This is a genomic window from Nocardioides conyzicola (assembly GCF_039543825.1).
Lineage (GTDB): Bacteria > Actinomycetota > Actinomycetes > Propionibacteriales > Nocardioidaceae > Nocardioides > Nocardioides conyzicola.
This window is the reverse complement of record NZ_BAABKM010000002.1, coordinates 570,162-585,923: the sequence shown is the minus strand read 5'-3', so window position 1 is coordinate 585,923 and position 15,762 is coordinate 570,162. Positions and strand designations below refer to the sequence as shown.

The 15,762-nt window shown below is 72.9% G+C and carries 19 protein-coding genes; 14 read left to right on the top strand and 5 right to left on the bottom strand.

The annotated features are described in order from the left end of the window. The first annotated feature begins 9 nt into the window (after positions 1 to 9). Genes ABEA34_RS05895 through ABEA34_RS05870 form a run of 6 tightly spaced genes read left to right on the top strand, consistent with a single transcriptional unit; the run spans position 10 to position 3,703 of the window. Positions 10 to 414 carry an SRPBCC domain-containing protein gene (locus ABEA34_RS05895; protein ID WP_345520207.1) on the top strand — a complete coding sequence of 135 codons (405 nt, stop codon included), beginning with the start codon at positions 10 to 12 and terminating at the stop codon, positions 412 to 414. A 5-nt stretch (positions 415 to 419) separates the two neighbouring features. Further along, positions 420 to 1,481, top strand: coding sequence for a succinyl-diaminopimelate desuccinylase (dapE, locus tag ABEA34_RS05890; RefSeq protein WP_345520205.1), 1,062 nt, complete (start codon positions 420 to 422; stop codon positions 1,479 to 1,481). Continuing rightward, positions 1,478 to 2,209, top strand: a complete 732-nt coding sequence (locus ABEA34_RS05885) for an LOG family protein (protein WP_345522763.1) — start codon at positions 1,478 to 1,480, stop codon at positions 2,207 to 2,209. The genes dapE and ABEA34_RS05885 overlap by 4 nt, the downstream gene beginning before the upstream one ends. Next, on the top strand, positions 2,206 to 2,511 hold the full coding sequence (locus ABEA34_RS05880; RefSeq protein ID WP_345520203.1) for a DivIVA domain-containing protein: 306 nt from the start codon (positions 2,206 to 2,208) through the stop codon (positions 2,509 to 2,511). Before ABEA34_RS05885 ends, ABEA34_RS05880 begins: the two co-directional genes overlap by 4 nt. A 15-nt stretch (positions 2,512 to 2,526) precedes the next feature. Beyond that, positions 2,527 to 2,955 (top strand): hypothetical protein, encoded by a 429-nt coding sequence (locus ABEA34_RS05875; protein ID WP_345520201.1) that lies wholly within the window; start codon positions 2,527 to 2,529, stop codon positions 2,953 to 2,955. 13 nt (positions 2,956 to 2,968) lie between these two features. Beyond that, a complete protein-coding gene (locus ABEA34_RS05870) occupies positions 2,969 to 3,703 on the top strand; it encodes a M14 family zinc carboxypeptidase (RefSeq protein WP_345520199.1) in 735 nt (244 codons plus the stop codon). A gap of 1 nt (position 3,704) precedes the next feature. Here ABEA34_RS05870 and ABEA34_RS05865 read toward each other — a convergent pair whose 3' ends face one another. Then, positions 3,705 to 4,499, bottom strand: a complete 795-nt coding sequence (locus ABEA34_RS05865; RefSeq protein WP_345520197.1) for an enoyl-CoA hydratase/isomerase family protein — start codon at positions 4,497 to 4,499, stop codon at positions 3,705 to 3,707. Between the two features lie 12 nt (positions 4,500 to 4,511). Next, positions 4,512 to 5,288: a PaaX family transcriptional regulator gene (locus ABEA34_RS05860; protein ID WP_345520195.1), complete on the bottom strand. Its 777-nt coding sequence runs from the start codon at positions 5,286 to 5,288 to the stop codon at positions 4,512 to 4,514. A gap of 159 nt (positions 5,289 to 5,447) precedes the next feature. On the opposite strand from ABEA34_RS05860, the gene ABEA34_RS05855 reads away from it, so the two are divergent. Together ABEA34_RS05855 and ABEA34_RS05850 are read left to right on the top strand one after the other, a co-directional pair. Further along, positions 5,448 to 5,615 (top strand): DUF3117 domain-containing protein, encoded by a 168-nt coding sequence (locus ABEA34_RS05855; protein WP_082574674.1) that lies wholly within the window; start codon positions 5,448 to 5,450, stop codon positions 5,613 to 5,615. A gap of 4 nt (positions 5,616 to 5,619) precedes the next feature. Further along, positions 5,620 to 7,164, top strand: a complete 1,545-nt coding sequence (locus tag ABEA34_RS05850; protein ID WP_345520192.1) for a leucyl aminopeptidase family protein — start codon at positions 5,620 to 5,622, stop codon at positions 7,162 to 7,164. Here the strand turns inward: ABEA34_RS05850 and ABEA34_RS05845 are convergent. Then, positions 7,161 to 7,811, bottom strand: coding sequence for an O-methyltransferase (locus tag ABEA34_RS05845; RefSeq protein WP_345520190.1), 651 nt, complete (start codon positions 7,809 to 7,811; stop codon positions 7,161 to 7,163). The two genes, ABEA34_RS05850 and ABEA34_RS05845, sit on opposite strands and share 4 nt — an antisense overlap. 185 nt (positions 7,812 to 7,996) lie before the next feature. Here ABEA34_RS05845 and sigE point away from each other — a divergent pair, with 185 nt between their 5' ends. The 4 genes from sigE to ABEA34_RS05825 all read left to right on the top strand — a co-directional run bounded on the left by sigE (position 7,997) and on the right by ABEA34_RS05825 (position 12,138). Further along, positions 7,997 to 8,590 (top strand): RNA polymerase sigma factor SigE, encoded by a 594-nt coding sequence (gene sigE, locus ABEA34_RS05840; protein ID WP_345520188.1) that lies wholly within the window; start codon positions 7,997 to 7,999, stop codon positions 8,588 to 8,590. Next, positions 8,590 to 9,060 (top strand): anti-sigma factor family protein, encoded by a 471-nt coding sequence (locus ABEA34_RS05835; RefSeq protein WP_345520185.1) that lies wholly within the window; start codon positions 8,590 to 8,592, stop codon positions 9,058 to 9,060. The genes sigE and ABEA34_RS05835 overlap by 1 nt, the downstream gene beginning before the upstream one ends. Positions 9,061 to 9,102: 42 nt before the next feature. Further along, positions 9,103 to 10,386 (top strand): S1C family serine protease, encoded by a 1,284-nt coding sequence (locus ABEA34_RS05830; RefSeq protein WP_345520183.1) that lies wholly within the window; start codon positions 9,103 to 9,105, stop codon positions 10,384 to 10,386. Between the two features lie 468 nt (positions 10,387 to 10,854). Further along, entirely contained in the window at positions 10,855 to 12,138 is a 1,284-nt protein-coding gene (locus tag ABEA34_RS05825) for an HNH endonuclease (RefSeq protein ID WP_345520181.1), read from the top strand. An 11-nt stretch (positions 12,139 to 12,149) separates the two neighbouring features. Here ABEA34_RS05825 and ABEA34_RS05820 read toward each other — a convergent pair whose 3' ends face one another. Then, entirely contained in the window at positions 12,150 to 12,386 is a 237-nt protein-coding gene (locus ABEA34_RS05820; RefSeq protein WP_345520179.1) for a helix-turn-helix domain-containing protein, read from the bottom strand. 98 nt (positions 12,387 to 12,484) lie between these two features. Between ABEA34_RS05820 and ABEA34_RS05815 the strand changes: the two genes are divergently transcribed. After that, a complete protein-coding gene (locus ABEA34_RS05815) occupies positions 12,485 to 13,201 on the top strand; it encodes a hypothetical protein (protein ID WP_345520177.1) in 717 nt (238 codons plus the stop codon). A 1-nt stretch (position 13,202) separates the two neighbouring features. Then, positions 13,203 to 14,423, top strand: coding sequence for a nucleotide-binding protein (locus ABEA34_RS05810; RefSeq protein WP_345520175.1), 1,221 nt, complete (start codon positions 13,203 to 13,205; stop codon positions 14,421 to 14,423). 3 nt (positions 14,424 to 14,426) lie between these two features. Here the strand turns inward: ABEA34_RS05810 and ABEA34_RS05805 are convergent, their stop codons facing one another. After that, positions 14,427 to 15,755, bottom strand: a complete 1,329-nt coding sequence (locus tag ABEA34_RS05805) for a hypothetical protein (protein WP_345520173.1) — start codon at positions 15,753 to 15,755, stop codon at positions 14,427 to 14,429. Between the last annotated feature and the right edge of the window lie 7 nt (positions 15,756 to 15,762).

Genomic DNA, 15,762 nt, shown 5'->3' with positions numbered 1-15,762 from the left:
CGGCCGACCGTGTACGCCGCTCTGCTCGACGCGGCCGCCGTCGCGCAGTGGCGGGTCCCCGACGGGATGACCGGCGAGGTCCACGAGCTCGACCCGCGCGTGGGCGGCCGGGTCCGGATGTCGCTGACCTACGACGACCCCGCGACCGCCGGCAAGTCCGGAGGCGCGACCGACACCTACAGCGGCACGTACGTCGAGCTGGTGCCCCACGAGCGGGTCGTGGAGCGGGTCGAGTTCGAGACCGACGACGCCGCGCTCGACGGCCCGATCACGATGACCACGACGCTGCGCGACGTCCCCGACGGCACCGAGGTCGAGATCCGGATGGACGGCCTTCCCGACGCCGTGCCCCGCGCCGACAACGAGCTCGGCACCAGGATGGCGCTGGACAAGCTGGCCCGGCTGGTTGGATAGGGCACGTGACGACCCTCGACCTGACGACCGACGCCGTGTCGCTGACGGAGCAGCTGGTCAACATCGAGTCGGTGAGCCTGGACGAGCAGGCCATCGCCGACGCCGTCGAGCACGCACTGCGCGGTCTCACCCACCTCGACGTCGTACGCCGTGGCAACAACCTCGTCGCCCGCACCCACCTCGGCCGTGCCGAGCGCGTGGTGATCGCCGGTCACCTCGACACCGTGCCCGTCAACGGCAACCTGCCCGCTCGGCGCGAGGGAGCGATCCTGCACGGGCTCGGGACCTGCGACATGAAGGGCGGCGACGCGGTCATCCTGCGGATCGCCGCCACCGTCCCCGAGCCCAACCGCGACGTCACGTTCATCCTGTACGACGCCGAGGAGATCGCGGCCGAGCACAACGGCCTGCGCAAGCTGGCCGAGACCGACCCCGAGCTGCTCGCCGCCGACTTCGCGATCCTGATGGAGCCCTCCAACGCGGGCGTCGAGGCGGGCTGCCAGGGCACGCTGCGCGTCGAGGTACGCACCACCGGCGAGCGCGCCCACAGCGCCCGGGCGTGGCGCGGCTCCAACGCGATCCACAAGGCCGGCGCGGTCCTGCGCCGCCTCGAGGACTACGTGCCGCGCACGCCCGTGATCGACGGGCTGGAGTACCACGAGGGACTCAACGCGGTCTTCGTCCGCGGCGGCGTGGCCGGCAACGTCATCCCCGACGAGTGCGTCGTCGAGGTCAACTACCGCTTCGCGCCCGACTACTCCGAGGCCGACGCCGAGGCGTTCGTCCGCGACTTCTTCGAGGGGTACGACGTGACGCTGACCGACTCGGCGCCCGGCGCGCTGCCCGGCCTCGACGTACCCGCCGCCCGGGCGTTCGTCGACCTTGTCGGCGGCGACGTCCATCCCAAGTTCGGCTGGACCGACGTCGCGCGGTTCAGTGCCCTCGGCATCCCGGCGGTCAACTTCGGCCCGGGTGACCCGATGTTCGCCCACAAGCAGGAGGAGCACGTGCCCGTGGAGCACATCGAGCGCTGCGAGGCGCTGCTGACCCGGTGGCTGACCCCATGATGTCCAAGCGCAAGGGGCCGATCCTGCAGCGACGCAACCAGGTCGACCAGGGCACCACCGACCAGCGGCTGCTCGACTCCCGCGGCGCGACCGACTGGGTGCACACCGACCCGTGGCGGGTCCAGCGGATCACGGCGGAGTTCGTCGAGGGCTTCGGGGCGTTCGCCGAGCTCGGTCCGGCGATCGCGGTCTTCGGCTCGGCCCGCACACCCGTCGACAGCCCCTGGTACGCGCTCGGCGAGGCCGCCGGGCGACGCCTGGTCGAGGAGGGCTTCGCCGTCATCACCGGCGGCGGTCCCGGTGCGATGGAGGCCGCCAACAAGGGCGCCAGCAAGGCGGGCGGCGTGAGCGTCGGCCTCGGCATCGAGCTCCCGTGGGAGTCCGGGCTCAACGAGTGGGTCGACGTCGGGGTCAACTTCCGTTACTTCTTCGCCCGCAAGACCATGTTCGTGAAGTACTCCCAGGGCTTCATCGTGCTCCCCGGCGGCGTGGGCACCCTCGACGAGCTCTTCGAGGCGCTCACGCTCGTGCAGACGGGCAAGATCACCGACTTCCCGATCGTGCTGGTCGGCGCGTCGTACTGGCAGGGGCTCCTGGACTGGCTGCGCGACACTTCCCTGGCCAGCGGCACCCTCAGCGAGGTCGACCTGGACCGGCTGATCCTCACCGACGACATCGACGAGGCCGTGGCGCTGATGGTCGCCGCCCGGGAGGCGCACCTCTCATGATGTGGTTCTTCGCGATCCTGGTCGTCCTCGCGCTCGGCGGCGTCGCCCTGCTCGCCGCCGGGCGAGGTACGCCGCTGGCCGAGGTGTACGACGACCGCCCCGACTCCAGCGTGCCCGCGACGGGGCCGCTGACGGCCGACGACCTGCGTCGCGTGCGCTTCTCGCTGGGCTTCCGCGGCTACCGGATGTCCGAGGTCGACGCCCTCCTGGACCGCCTCGCGAGCGAGCGGGACCCGAGCCCTGACGAGAGCCGCGAGGAGGCCGCTCCCGAGCCCGTGCGTGGCGACGAGCACACGCTGTAGGGCACACTTCGCAGCGTGTCGACCGAGGAGATCGTTGTCTACGTCCTCACCGCGCTGGCTGCCGTCGTCGTGGTGCTGACCCGGTTGCGCCTGGGCCGTGGGAGTGGCGGGGCCGGTCGACTGAGCATGGGCCGCGGGCTAGTCGACGTGCACACCGTCGCCGGCGGGCTCGCGCTGGTCTCGTGGGTCGCCTTCCTGGTCGCCTCCGAGGACACGTTCCTCGGCAGCTCGACCTTTGGCATCCTGTCGCTGGCGTTCTGGTGGGTCACGGTGATCGCCGGCCTGCTGATCCTGGTGCGCTGGCGCCGCCCCAAGGGGCGCCACGCGTCCGACGGCGCTGCGGACTCCTGGTCCGACGGACCCGGTCTCTCGATCCTCGCCCACGTCGGCATGCTCGTCGGCGTCTGCATCTTCACCTGGGCCTACCTCACCTCGGTGGTGTGACAGGGTGCAGGGCATGCGTCTCGGGACCCTGCTGACCACCCTCGCGATCGCCCTCACCTGCCTGACCGCGGCGCCGACGTACGCCGCACCGGCGCCCGTCGACCGGCCGGCCGTGATCGAGAAGGTCGTCATCGGCCACTCCGTGCGCCACCGGCCGATCACGGCCTGGCACCTCGGCCAGCCCGGCAAGCGCAAGGTGCTGCTGATCGCGACCATGCACGGCGACGAGGGCAAGCCGCGGCAGATCCTGGCGAGCCTGCGCGACGGCCGTCGGATCCGCGGCATCGACCTGTGGGTGGTGCCGGTCTACAACCCCGACGGCCTGGCCCGCGGCACCCGCAAGAACGCTCATGGCGTCGACCTCAACCGCAACTTCCCCTACCGCTGGGCCGACCTCGACGGCTCCTACGAGTCCGGCCCGCGCGCCGGCTCGGAGCCCGAGACCAAGGCCATGATGGCCTTCCTGCGCAAGATCCGGCCGTCGAGGATCATCAGCTTCCACCAGCCGTTGTACGGTGTCGACACGGACACCAAGGACCGTGCGTTCTCCCGCCGGGTCGCCCGGGCGCTGCACCTGCCGACGAAGTCCTTCACCTGCGGCGGCGTCTGCCACGGCACGATGACCGGCTGGTTCAACCACCACGCGCGCGGCTCGGCCGTCACGGTCGAGTACGGCGCGCACCCGTCGCGCCGGCAGCTGACCTCGGCTCCGCCCCGGCTGCTGCGGCTCTTCGGCGCCCGGCGCTGACCTAGCGTCCCTCGAAGGCCGGCTTCTCCTTGGCCACGAACGCCGCAACCGCGGCGCGGTGGTCGGACGTCGCGCCGGTCTTGGTCATCATCGCGCTCTCGAACTCGAGCGCCTCCTCGAAGGAGTGCCCGGCGGCGTACGCGACCGACTGCCGCATCGCGCCCAGGGCGACGGTCGGGCCGGCGGCGAGCGTGGCGGCCAACGACGCCACCTCGGCGGCGAGCTCGTCGGCCGGCACCACCTTGGTCGCGAGCCCGAGCTCGAGCGCGTCGGCGGCGCTGATCGTGCGCGGGAAGTAGAGGAGCTCGATCGCCTTGGCGCGGCCCACCAGCTGCTGCAGGTGGTAGCTCGCGCCCGTGTCGCAGGAGAGCGCGACGTTGGCGAAGGCCAGGTTGAAGCCCGCGGTGTCGGCGACGATCCGCAGGTCGCAGGCGAAGGCGAGGCTCGAGCCGGCGCCCGCGGCGACCCCGTTGACCGCCGCGATGACCGGTTTGGCCATCCCGGCCAGCGCGGTCACGGTCGGGTTGTAGTGCTTGTCGACGGTCGTGAAGAGCGCGTCGCTGCCGCCGTTCTCGAGGAGCTCGATGTGCTCCTTGAGGTCCTGTCCGGTGCAGAACGCCTTGCCGCTGCCGGTCAGCACCACACAGCGGACGGCCGGGTCGTCGGCGACCTGCTGGATCGTGTCGCGCAGCAGCTCCTTGGTCTCGATGTTGAGGCTGTTGTAGGCCTGCGGACGGTTCAGCGTGATCGTGGCGACGCCGTCAGTGACGTCCAGCAGCACGGGGGAGTCGGTCATGGGTGCATCCTGTCAGGCGCCCAGGCAGCGGGCCACGAAGCGGTCAGCGCCTGGCTTGAGGCGGGTCGCCTCCTCGGCGAACAGCACCGCCGCCTCCCGCCCCGGCCAGTCGCCGGGCAGCAGCGCGTCGGGCAGTCCGGGGTCGGCGAAGAGGAACTTCCGCCACTCGTGGACCAGGTGGAAGCGGGCCGCGAACGCCGCCTCGTCCTCGTCGTCGTGGGCGTCGAGGTGCCGCACGACCAGTCCGTCGGCCGAGGCCAGCCAGCCGTCGTACGCCGTCCGCAGCCGGCTCAGGTCCCAGGCGCCGGTGGGCTCGGGGTCGAACCGGTCGGCCCAGGCGGTCCGGGCCGTGGCGCCGGAGCGCTCGAGGATCGAGTCGAGCTCGGCCCGGGCGAACGGGCTGACCCAGACGTTGTCGACGAGCTCGGCGTACCCCACGAAGGTCAGGTCGGCCCGGAGCCGGCTGCGGGGGGCGCGGACCGTCGGCGGCTCGACGAACACGAGGTGCCAGCGGCCGTCCCAGCTGGGCAGGTGTCGCCGGTAGACCCGGTCGCCAGCCTCGTCGAGGCGGCGGTTGGCCCGCTCGGTGGTCCGGTAGCCGCGCCCGCCGCTCAGCTGGATCGGCTCGAGCCAGCCCTGCATCACCATCCGGGAGATCGCGGTGCGGACGGCAGGCGCCGCGATGCCGACGGGGTCGAGCATCCGGACCACGGCGGCCACCGGCGCCTGGCTGCCACGGGCGCGCAGATGGTCGCCGTAGACGTCGAAGAGAGCCGACCGGGCCTGCATGCGACGAGTGTGCCAGCAGCCGTAGACACTAGGGTTGTGCCCAGGTGACGTGCCCTGTGGTTCACGTCACCGCTGCATAGGGGATAATGGTTGCGCACATGGCGCAGCGGGCTCGCTCGGAGGCTCGTTTGTCCCTCACAGGCGAAGGAAGGTGCGCGGATGGCGGCGATGAAGCCGCGGACTGGCGACGGTCCGCTGGAGGTCACCAAGGAGGGACGCGGCATCGTGATGCGCGTTCCGCTAGAGGGTGGTGGCCGACTCGTTGTCGAGCTCAACGCCGAGGAGGCCGGCGCTCTCGGGGATGCCCTCAAGGATGTCGTCGGCTGACGGCGTGCCGGCGTCGCAGCTCCATCTTCCGAGCCAGGTCTCACCTCCCGACTTCGCGCTGAGCACGGCCCTGCCCCACGGTGTCGCCGGGGTCGAGGTCGTGGCACTGCCGGTCCTCCCGGGTGAGGACGGCGCCCCGCCCCTGCTGGGGCCGGGCGCGGCCGACCTGGGCGACCTCCTGGGCGTCGACCTGCTCGGTGTCCTCGACGTCGCCGACGCGACCGGCGAGGTCGGTGAGGTCACGGCCGTGCCGGTGCCGCTGGGCAGCACCGACAACGCCGACCTCGAGCTGGTGCTGCTCGTCGGCGTCGGCCAGCAGCGACCCCAGGACTTCCGCCGCGCGGGAGCCGTGCTGGCCCGCGCGACCCGTGACCGGGCCTCGGTGGCGACGACGATCCCGGCGATCGCCGCCGACGACGCGATCACGCCGTTCGTGGTGGGCACGATGCTCGGCTCGTTCGGGTTCCACTGGCGCTCGGGCCCGCCCGAGCACCGGCCGGTGGCCCGGGTGGTCCTCGCCGACCTCCCGGCCGACCTGGCTCCGGTGCTGGCCCGCGCGGTCGCCCTCGGCGGCGCCGGCTGGCGCTCGCGGATGCTCGCGACCGTGCCCTCCAACCTGAAGAACCCGGCCTGGCTCGCCGAGCAGGCGCGCGCGATCGCCGACGAGCACGGGCTCGGGTACGACGTGTGGGACGAGCGCCGTCTCGCCGACGAGGGCTTCGGCGGCATCGTCGCCGTCGGTCAGGCGTCCGCGACGCCGCCGCGGATGATCCGGCTGGACTACGCGCCGGCCAAGGCCACCCGTCGTACGCCCACGGTCGTGATCGTGGGCAAGGGCATCACCTTCGACAGCGGCGGCCTCTCGATCAAGCCCGGCGAGGCCATGGTCAACATGAAGCGCGACATGACGGGCGGTGCCGTCGTCCTCGCGACGATGGCGGCGCTCGCCGCCGTCGGCTGCCCGGTCCGCGTGGTCGGGCTGGTGACGGCCGCCGAGAACGCCGTCAGCGGCAACGCCCTGCGGCCCGGTGACGTGATCCGCCACTACGGCGGGCGCACCTCCGAGGTCACCAACACCGACGCCGAGGGCCGGCTGGTCCTCGCTGACGGACTGGCGTACGCCGTCAGCGAGATCAAGCCCGACGTCGTGGTCGACGTCGCCACGCTGACCGGCGCGATGAAGGTGGCGCTCGGGCAGCAGGTCGGCGGCTACTTCGCCAACGACGACACGCTCGCCGCCCTGGTCGGCGCGGCGGCGGAGCTCGCCGGCGAGCCGCTGTGGCGGTTCCCGCTGAGCGAGTCCTACGAGGCCAAGCTGGCCTCGACGGTGGCCGACGCGGACAACGCGCCCGGGGGACCGGGGGCGATCACCGCCGCCCTGTTCCTCCAGCACTTCGTCGGCGAGACCCCGTGGGCCCACCTCGACGTCGCCTCGGTGGGGGACGCCCCGGAGGAGTCCTACGAGTGGACGAAGGGGCCGACCGGCTTCGGGTCGCGGGCGCTCCTCGAGTGGCTCGGCTCGCCCGAGCCCCTGAAGGGGATCGGCTAGACCCGGACCTCGCCGTCCGGGCTCCACTCCTTCTTGGCGAGCAGCAGGCCGTCGCCGACCGGGAGCAGCAGCTGCACCAGGCCGTCGTGGTCGGCGACCTCGCGGCCGAGGTCGCGGATCGCCACGGTCTCCTCGTCACGCTGAGCGGGGTCGGCCACCCGGTCGTGCCACAGGGCGTTGTCGAAGGCCACCACGCCGCCCGGGCGCAGCAGCCGCAGGGCCTCGGCCAGGTAGGCGGAGTACTCGCGCTTGTCGCCGTCGCAGAAGACCAGGTCGTAGTGGCCGTCGGTCAGCCGGGGGAGCACCTCGAGCGCGGCACCCGAGATCGTCCGGGCCCGCTGGTTGGCATAGCCGGCCTCGGTGAACGACTGCCGCGCCAGGCGCTGGTGCTCGGTCTCGATGTCGACGGTCGTGAGCACGCCGTCGGCGCGCATCCCGCGCAGGAGCCACAGGCCGGAGACACCGGTGCCGGTGCCGATCTCGACCACCGCGCGGGCGTCGAGGACGGAGGCGAGGAACCGCAGTGCGGCACCCCCGCCGGCGCCGATCGGCGTGACGCCGACCTCGGCGGCTCGGGCACGGGCGTCTGCGAGCACCGCGTCCTCGACGACGTACTGCTCGGCGTAGGACCAACTCGGGGGCTTCACGGGCCCAACGTATCGCGAGTGCGCGGCCCCGGGCGGGAACACCGCCCGTGCCCCGCTCGTTCTCCCAGACGAGCCCGGAAGAGGGACACTGGGCTCACAGGTTCCTCTCAGTACGTGTCCCTACGGTGAGGAAGGACAAGGCCCTGTTCGGCGGAGCAGCGCGAGAGCGCGACAAGGAGGTCCCGGTGGAGACGACCCCGGACCAGCACGTCCCTTCGTGGGACGAGATCGTCGAGCAGCACTCGGACCGGGTCTACCGGCTGGCCTACCGGCTGACGGGCAACCGTCACGACGCCGAGGATCTCACCCAGGAGGTGTTCGTCCGCGTCTTCCGGTCGCTGTCGACGTACACCCCGGGCACCTTCGAGGGCTGGCTGCACCGCATCACCACCAACCTCTTCCTCGACCAGGCCCGCCGCAAGCAGCGGATCCGCTTCGACGCCCTCTCCGACGAGCGCGCCGAGCGACTGACGTCGTCCGCGCCGACGCCCGACCTGGCGTACGTCGACCGCACCTTCGACGGCGACATCGAGGTCGCGCTCGCGACGCTGCCCCCGGACTTCCGCGCGGCGGTCGTGCTGTGCGACGTCGAAGGCCTCACCTACGAGGAGATCGCCGAGATCCTCGGCACCAAGCTCGGGACGGTGCGCTCGCGCATCCACCGCGGCCGCGGGATGCTGCGCACCGCCCTGGCCCACCGGGCGCCCGTCGCCGGACGGGTCCGGTACGCCGGCCCGGAGGCCGACCAGCTGCTGTCCGGTCAGGGGTCCGCGCAGTGATGGGCCCGGTCGGTCACCTCGGGACCCGCGTCAGCGCGCTGCTCGACGGGCAGCTGTCCGCGGAGGAGACCGAGCGCGCCTGGGCGCACGTCCACACCTGCCACGCCTGCCGCGACCTGGTCGAGCACGAGGGCTGGGTCAAGACCAGTCTCGCCGGCCTGTCCTTCGGCACCACCGCGACGCCGGACAGCCTGAAGGGCTCCCTGCTCGGTGCGCTGCCCTCCTCGCCCGGCGACGCCTACCTGGTCGCCGGCCGCGACCACCGGCGCCGCCAGATCGGGCTGGTCGCCCTGGGCGGCGGTGCCGTCGGGGCGGCCGTGATGGGGGTGCTGGCGCTCGGGGTCGCACCGGCCGACGGCCCCGTCAACGACCGCCGGGCGCCCGCGACGATCACCCACACCCAGTCCCCGCGCGTCCCGACCCCCACCGAGCCCACGCTCGCCGGGTCCTCCGCCGCTCGCCGGCACTGACCCTCCAGGCGTAGACCTGGGTCGTCGGGACATGATGGGACCGTGAGCCCCGACGACGTCCCACCGTCCGGCCCCCCGTCGTACGGGACGGAGCCGACCCAGCCGCTGCCGTACCCGCCGCCGCCGGCCGGTCCCGCGCCCGGCTGGGCGCCGCCGACCTACCAGGCGCCGCCGCCGTACCCCGGATGGCAGCAGCCGGCTCCCGTCAACCGGCACCTCCCGCCCCGCGGCCGCGTCCCCGCCTGGCTGTGGCCGGCGGTGTGCGTGCTCGCGCTCGTGATCGGGGTGCTCGGAGGTCTCGTCGGCGGTGCGGCGTACGAAGGACTCCGGGACGAGCCGGGCACCTTCAGCGGGGGCCTCGACGACGTCGACACCGTCTCGGAGCCGCCGCTCGCGGCAGACAACGGCTCGATCGCGGCGGTCGCCCAGAAGATGCTCCCGAGCACCGTGCAGATCGTGGCGGAGTACGACGGCCAGGCCGGCGGAGCCACCGGGTCGGGGTTCGTGCTCGACCGCCAGGGCCACATCATCACCAACAACCACGTCGTCGCCGACGCGGCCTCCGACGACGGCCCGATCGAGGTCGTCGACCAGGAGGGCAACCGGTACGACGCGACCATCCTCGGCCGCAGCCCCGTCTACGACCTCGCCGTGCTCGACGTGCCGAAGGCGAAGGGTCTCGTCCCGGCGGCGCTGGGCTCGTCCCGCCGGCTCGTCGTGGGGGAGGGCGTCGTCGCGATCGGCTCGCCGCTCGGGCTGAGCTCCACGGTCACGGCGGGCATCGTCAGCGCCCTGCACCGCCCCGTCACCACCGGCGACTCCGGCAACGACTCGTCGTACATCAACGCGGTCCAGACCGACGCCGCGATCAACCCGGGCAACTCGGGTGGCCCGCTCGTCAACCTGCGTGCGCAGGTGGTCGGGGTCAACTCCGCGATCGCCACCACCGGCGGCTCGGTCGGCGGCGAGTCCGGCAACATCGGTGTCGGCTTCGCGATCCCGATCGAGCAGGTGAAGATCACCGCCGACCAGATCCTGCGCACCGGTGAGGCCCGCTACCCGGTGATCGGGGCGAAGGTGCGCACCGGCAAGTCCGACGGCACCGGCGCCGAGGTCGACTCCGTCCAGCCCGACACGCCTGCCTCCGCCGGCGGTCTGCAGAAGGGCGACGTGATCACCGAGGTCGACGGCGCCCGGGTCACCGACGGCATCGCTCTGATCGTGGCGATCCGCACCCACCAGCCCGGCGAGACCGTCGAGTTCACCGTCCTCCGCGACGGGAAGCAACGGTCCCTCAAGCTCACCCTGGACGGCGAGGTCGGCTAGCGCCGGCACCTCCACTGTCAGCCGCCTCCGGGTGGTCGGTGGTCGAGCAGCGAGCGCCAGCGAGCGTCGTCGAGACCCCGGAAGGCTGACGGCGGCCTGCGGGTCGTCAGTGGTGGCAGACCGATAGGCAGCTACGCGGGTACGGCGGTCTCGGGTCGGCGCCGCTCGTCGGCTTGCCGGCTTGCCGGCTTGCCGGTTTCCGGTGGTCGAGCAGCGAGCGCCAGCGAGCGTCGTCGAGACCCCGGAAGCCTGACCGCGGCCTGCGGGTGGTCAGTGGTGGCAGACCGATAGGCAGCTACGCGGGTGCGGCGGGCGCGGGTCGACGCCGCCTCCCGGCTTGCCGGTACCCCGGTGGTCGAGCAGCGAGCGCCAGCGAGCGTCGACGAGACCCCCGCACCCAACTCGCTGGACCAAGAAAAGTGCTGGACTTGGGCTTGTCATTCGAACATCTGTTCGATACAATGAGACATGGCCCCGCAACTCGTCCCCGACCCCGCCACCACGGCGGCGCCCGCGGACGAACGCGCGCTCCTCGACCAGATCCGCGCCCTCGAGGACACCAAGGCTCAGATCGCAGCGCAGCAGGCCGAGCTCACCGTGCAGCTCGACCACCTGGTCCGGACCCGCCACGCCCAGGACCGCATCCCGGCTGCTCGGCAGGGCCGCGACGTCGCCGGGCTGGTCGCTTACGCCCGGCGTGAGTCCCCCGCGAAGGGATCGCGGCTGCTGGGGCTGGCGCACGCCCTGGCCGAGCAGCCGCACCTCTGGGCCGCGATGCGCGCCGGCGTGATCTCCGAGTGGCGGGCGACGCTGATCACCCGCGAGACCTCCTGCCTCTCCCGTGCGGACCGGGCGCTGGTCGACGCCGAGATCTGCGCACCCAACGATGACGGGACGTACCCGTTCGACGGGTGGGGCGACCGCAGACTGACCGCGGAGACCCAGAAGGCCGTCATCCGCACCGACGCCGCCGCCGTGGTCAACCGCCGGTCCAAGGCCGAAGCGGACCGCCACGTCTCGATGCGGCCCGCACCCGACACCATGGCCCGCCTCTCCGCCCTGCTGACCGCGAAGCAGGGTGTCGCGGTGTGGGCGACGCTGACCCGGATCGCGGACCAAGCCAGGTCCGCCGGCGACCCCCGCACCCGTGGGCAGGTCATGGCCGACACCCTCGTGGAGCGCATCACCGGCGTCGCCCGAGCCGATCAGATCCCGGTGGTCGTCAACGTCGTGATCTCCGACCAGGCCCTCCTCGACGGCGGACATGAGCCCGTGTGGCTCCACGGGTACGGCCCGATCCCCGCCGACGCGGTCGACCCGGAGCACCTGGCAGCGATCCGACGGCTCTACGCCAAACCCGCCACCGGGTCCCTGGTCGCGATGGAGTCCGTGGCCCGGGAGTTCCCCACCGCGCTCGCCCGGTTCATCGAGCTCCGCGACCGCACCTGCCGCACCCCCTTCTGCGACGCCCCCATCCGCCACCGCGACCACGCAGAAGACCACGCCACCGGCGGCCCCACCACCAGCATCAACGGCCAAGGCCTCTGCGAGCACTGCAACCACACCAAACAAGCCCCCGGCTGGCGCAGCCGACCCCTCAACGGACCACCTGACCAACCCCACACCATCGAGACCCGGCTGCCCACCGGCCACACCATGAGGTCGACCGCGCCACCGACACCGACACCATCGACGACCAGGCAGATCAGCCCCGCGGAGACCTACCTCCTCGAAGTCGTCCTCGCCGCCTGACCCAGGCCCGACTATGCCTCGGGCTCGGCGTCGACGAACGGGTGCTCGTCGACGAAGGTGCGCGTCTCGGAGTACATCCGCTGGATGAACTCCTCGAGCTGCGCCGACTCGACCCGCCACTGTCCGCGGCCGCCGATCTTGATGGCAGCGAGCTCGCCGCGGCGTACGAGCGCGTAGACCTGCGCACTCGAGGTGTTGAGCACCTCGGCGACGTCGGCCAGCGTCAGGAAGCGTGGCGTCGCGGACATGGGCCCATCGTCGCATCCCGGCGGGTACGACGCTCGCCGCCTCGCGTGCCTGTGGATGATCTGGTTTCGGTTTCGGCGGCAGGGGTGATCATGTCGAGGTGAGTCTCGGGGTCAGGCACGACGACCCGGACGCCGGACGCCGGGCCGGTGGCCGGGCGGTGACGGCGGCGGTGCCGCCCGCTGCGCGAGCCACGTCGCCGGGGTGGCGCGATCCGCGGCTCTGGATCGGTCTGCTGATCGTCGCGGTCTCGGTGGTGGCGGGGTCCCGGTTGCTCGCGGCGGCCGACGACACCGTGGCGGTGTGGGCGGTGTCCGCGGACGCCGGGCCGGGTGCGGCGCTGACCGAGGACGACCTGGTGGTGCACCGGGTGCGGTTCGCCGACTCGGGCGACCTGGCCGGCTACTACCGCGTCGACGACACCCTGCCGGACGACCTCCGGCTGGTGCGCGGAGTCGGTGCGGGGGAGCTGTTGCCACGGGCAGCGGTGGGTGCTGGCGACCAGGCTGCCGACACGGTGGAGCTCCCGATCGCGGTCGAGTCGGAGCAGGTCCCGCAGGCCGTGCACGCCGGGTCGGTCGTCGACGTCTACCTGCTCGGCAGCCCCGCGCGGGGCGAGCGGGCCACCGGCGAGCCGGGCACGCCCGTGCTGCAGGAGGCGACGGTCGTGGACGCGCCGAGCCCCGACGGTGGGCTGGGAGGTGCGGCCGGCCGCAGGCAGCTCGTGCTGGCGGTGCCGCAGGCCGACGCGACGGCGTACTTCGCCGCCGTCGCCGCCCTGGACAGCCCGCTCCTGACGGTCGTACGCCGGGGCTGACATGGCTGATCGGGTGGTCGTCCTCATCGTCGCCTCGGGGGCCGGCTGGGAGCCCGAGGCGCTGCGGCTGCTCGGAGACCACCCGCGGATCGTCGTGCTCAAGCGGTGCGTGGACGTGGACGACCTGCTGGCGGCAGCGACCGCGGGCCAGGCGGACGTCGCGGTCGTCGGCCTCGACGCGCCCGGCCTCGACCGGGCAGCGGTCGACCACCTGCGCGCCCACGGCGTACGAGCGGTGGCGATCGCCCCGGGCGGCGCGACGCTCGACGGCGGCCGGCTGCGGGCGGGCCGGATCGGCATCCCGGAGGTCGTCACCGACGACGACCTCGACACACTGGCCGACGCGATCTGCGCCGACGACCGGCCGCCGACGGTGGTCCGCCGACCGGCCGAGCCGGCACCCGTCGGCCCGCCGGCCCAGGGACCGGCGGCGGTCGCCGGACGCGTCGTCGCGGTCTGGGGTCCATCGGGGTCCGGGCGCAGCACGGTCGCCGCCGCGCTCGCGGCCGAGGTCGCCCGCCGCCGGCGCCGGGTCGTCCTCGTCGACGCCGACCCGTACGGCGGGGCGCTCGCGCAGCAGCTCGGGATCCTCGACGAGGTGTCCGGGCTGCTGGCCGCGGTCCGCCTGGACGCGGCCGGCCAGCTCGAGCAGCGCCTCGGGTCGGTGCAGCGGGGGATCGACCAGCACCTGAGCGTGGTGACCGGCCTGCCCCGGGCCGACCGCTGGGTGGAGGTGCGGCCGGGCACCGTGGAGCAGCTGCTGACGCTGGCCAGCGCGGGCGCCGAGGTCGTGGTCGACACCGGCTTCAGCCTCGAGGAGGACTCGCTGCCCGACCTCGGTGGCCGACCGGGACGCAACCAGATGACCCTGGAGGCGGTGGACGTGGCCGACGAGGTCCTGGTCGTCGGCGGCGCCGACCCGGTCGGGCTGTCCAGGCTGGCGCGGGCGGTCGTCGAGCTGCGCGAGCGACGCCCGGGCCGGCCGCCGCAGGTCGTCGTCAACCGGATGCGGTCCACGCTCGGCTGGAACGAGCGGGAGATCGTCGCCATGGTCTCGGAGTTCGCCCGGCCCAGCGCCGTGCACTTCCTGCCCGACGACCCGTCGGCCGTCGACCGAGCCCTGGTGGCGGGCCGCACCCTCGTCGAGTGCGGCGACTCCGACCTCGGCCGGGCGGTCGCCCGGGTCGCCGACGGCCTGCTGCCCGTGCTGGTCGAGACCTGAGGGCTACGCGGCGAAGAGCAGGTAGAGCCCGCCGACCGTGAACGCGATCATCGCCGCCAGCAGCGGCAGCTGCCCGGTGAGCTGGTGCCGCGGCGGCAGGATCCGGATCGCCCGGTCGTGGGCCGCGATCACGCCCAGCACGTGTCCGGCCACCACTGCGACGACCTTGATGTTGGCCAGCAGGGTCGGGTGGTAGCTGAGCCAGTAGTTCACGTCGAGGTTGCCCGTGCCCAGCAGGTTGCTGCCGTTGCTGAAGGGGTCGCTCATCTGGATCAGCGTGAGCTGCCCGACCTCGACCAGGTAGCTGAGGTAGTGCGCGACTACGTAGCCGACCACGATCGGCACCACCGAGTGGGCGAAGAGGTCGGGCAGCTGGAGGCGACGCAGGTCGTCGCCGAGCCCGGTGAGCATCGTGCCCGCGGCGAAGATCGCCCCCACCCCCAGGCAGAAGGCCAGCAGCGCCAGGTTGTTGAGCAGGTACGCCGAGGTGGTGCTGCCCTGCACGAACTGCACCCAGTGCGTGGAGTCCTTGAACGAGTCGAACGCGGTGCTGCCGAAGAGGACCGCGACCACGCCGACCAGGCCGGGCAGCGCCGGGGTCGAGTCGAGGTTGGCGAGGGGGCTCCGGATCAGCAGCACCCCGTCGCGGCGGCCCCACGCCGACATCCGCGAGACCAGCGTCGAGTAGACCTCGAACGGGTCGGCGCGCTCGTAGAAGACGTTGCCGAAGAGGGCCCCGCCGACGAGCATCACGGCGACGTACGCCGCGCACCACAGCCGGACCGGGCCGAGCTCGGTGGAGTAGGGGTAGACCAGCTCGAGCCAGACGAAGGCGAAGAGGCCGAGCGCGGCGGGCCAGTGGCCGAGCCAGGCGGGATAGGTGAACACACCGGTCTCGGGGTCGCTGCCCGAGACCTTCGCGAACGCGGCGTTGATGGTGCGGACCGGGCTGATCGCCTTCCACACCGGGCCGAAGAGGAGCGAGAGCGGGACCAGGCCCACCCACCACCAGACGTAGAACACGCCGAAGACCGGGTTGATGACCAGGTCCTTGCCGAGGATGGCCGCAGCCGCGACGTACGCGAAGAGGACGAAGCCGACCGTGCGCCACAGCACCCGCCACCAGAGGGCGCCGACGATGCCGGCCAGCCAGGCGGGTGCGGGCCGGCCGGACGTGGTGGCGTCGTAGCGCGGCTTGCGCCAGGCGACCGCCAGGACCGTGAACGAGACGACGAGTGCGGCGGTCGCCCCCGCGATCGCCAGCTCGGGCGAGATCGGGAGGTCCTTCGGTCCGCCGACGCCGTGCGCGAGCGTGATGCCGTCGAATGCCACCTCAGGC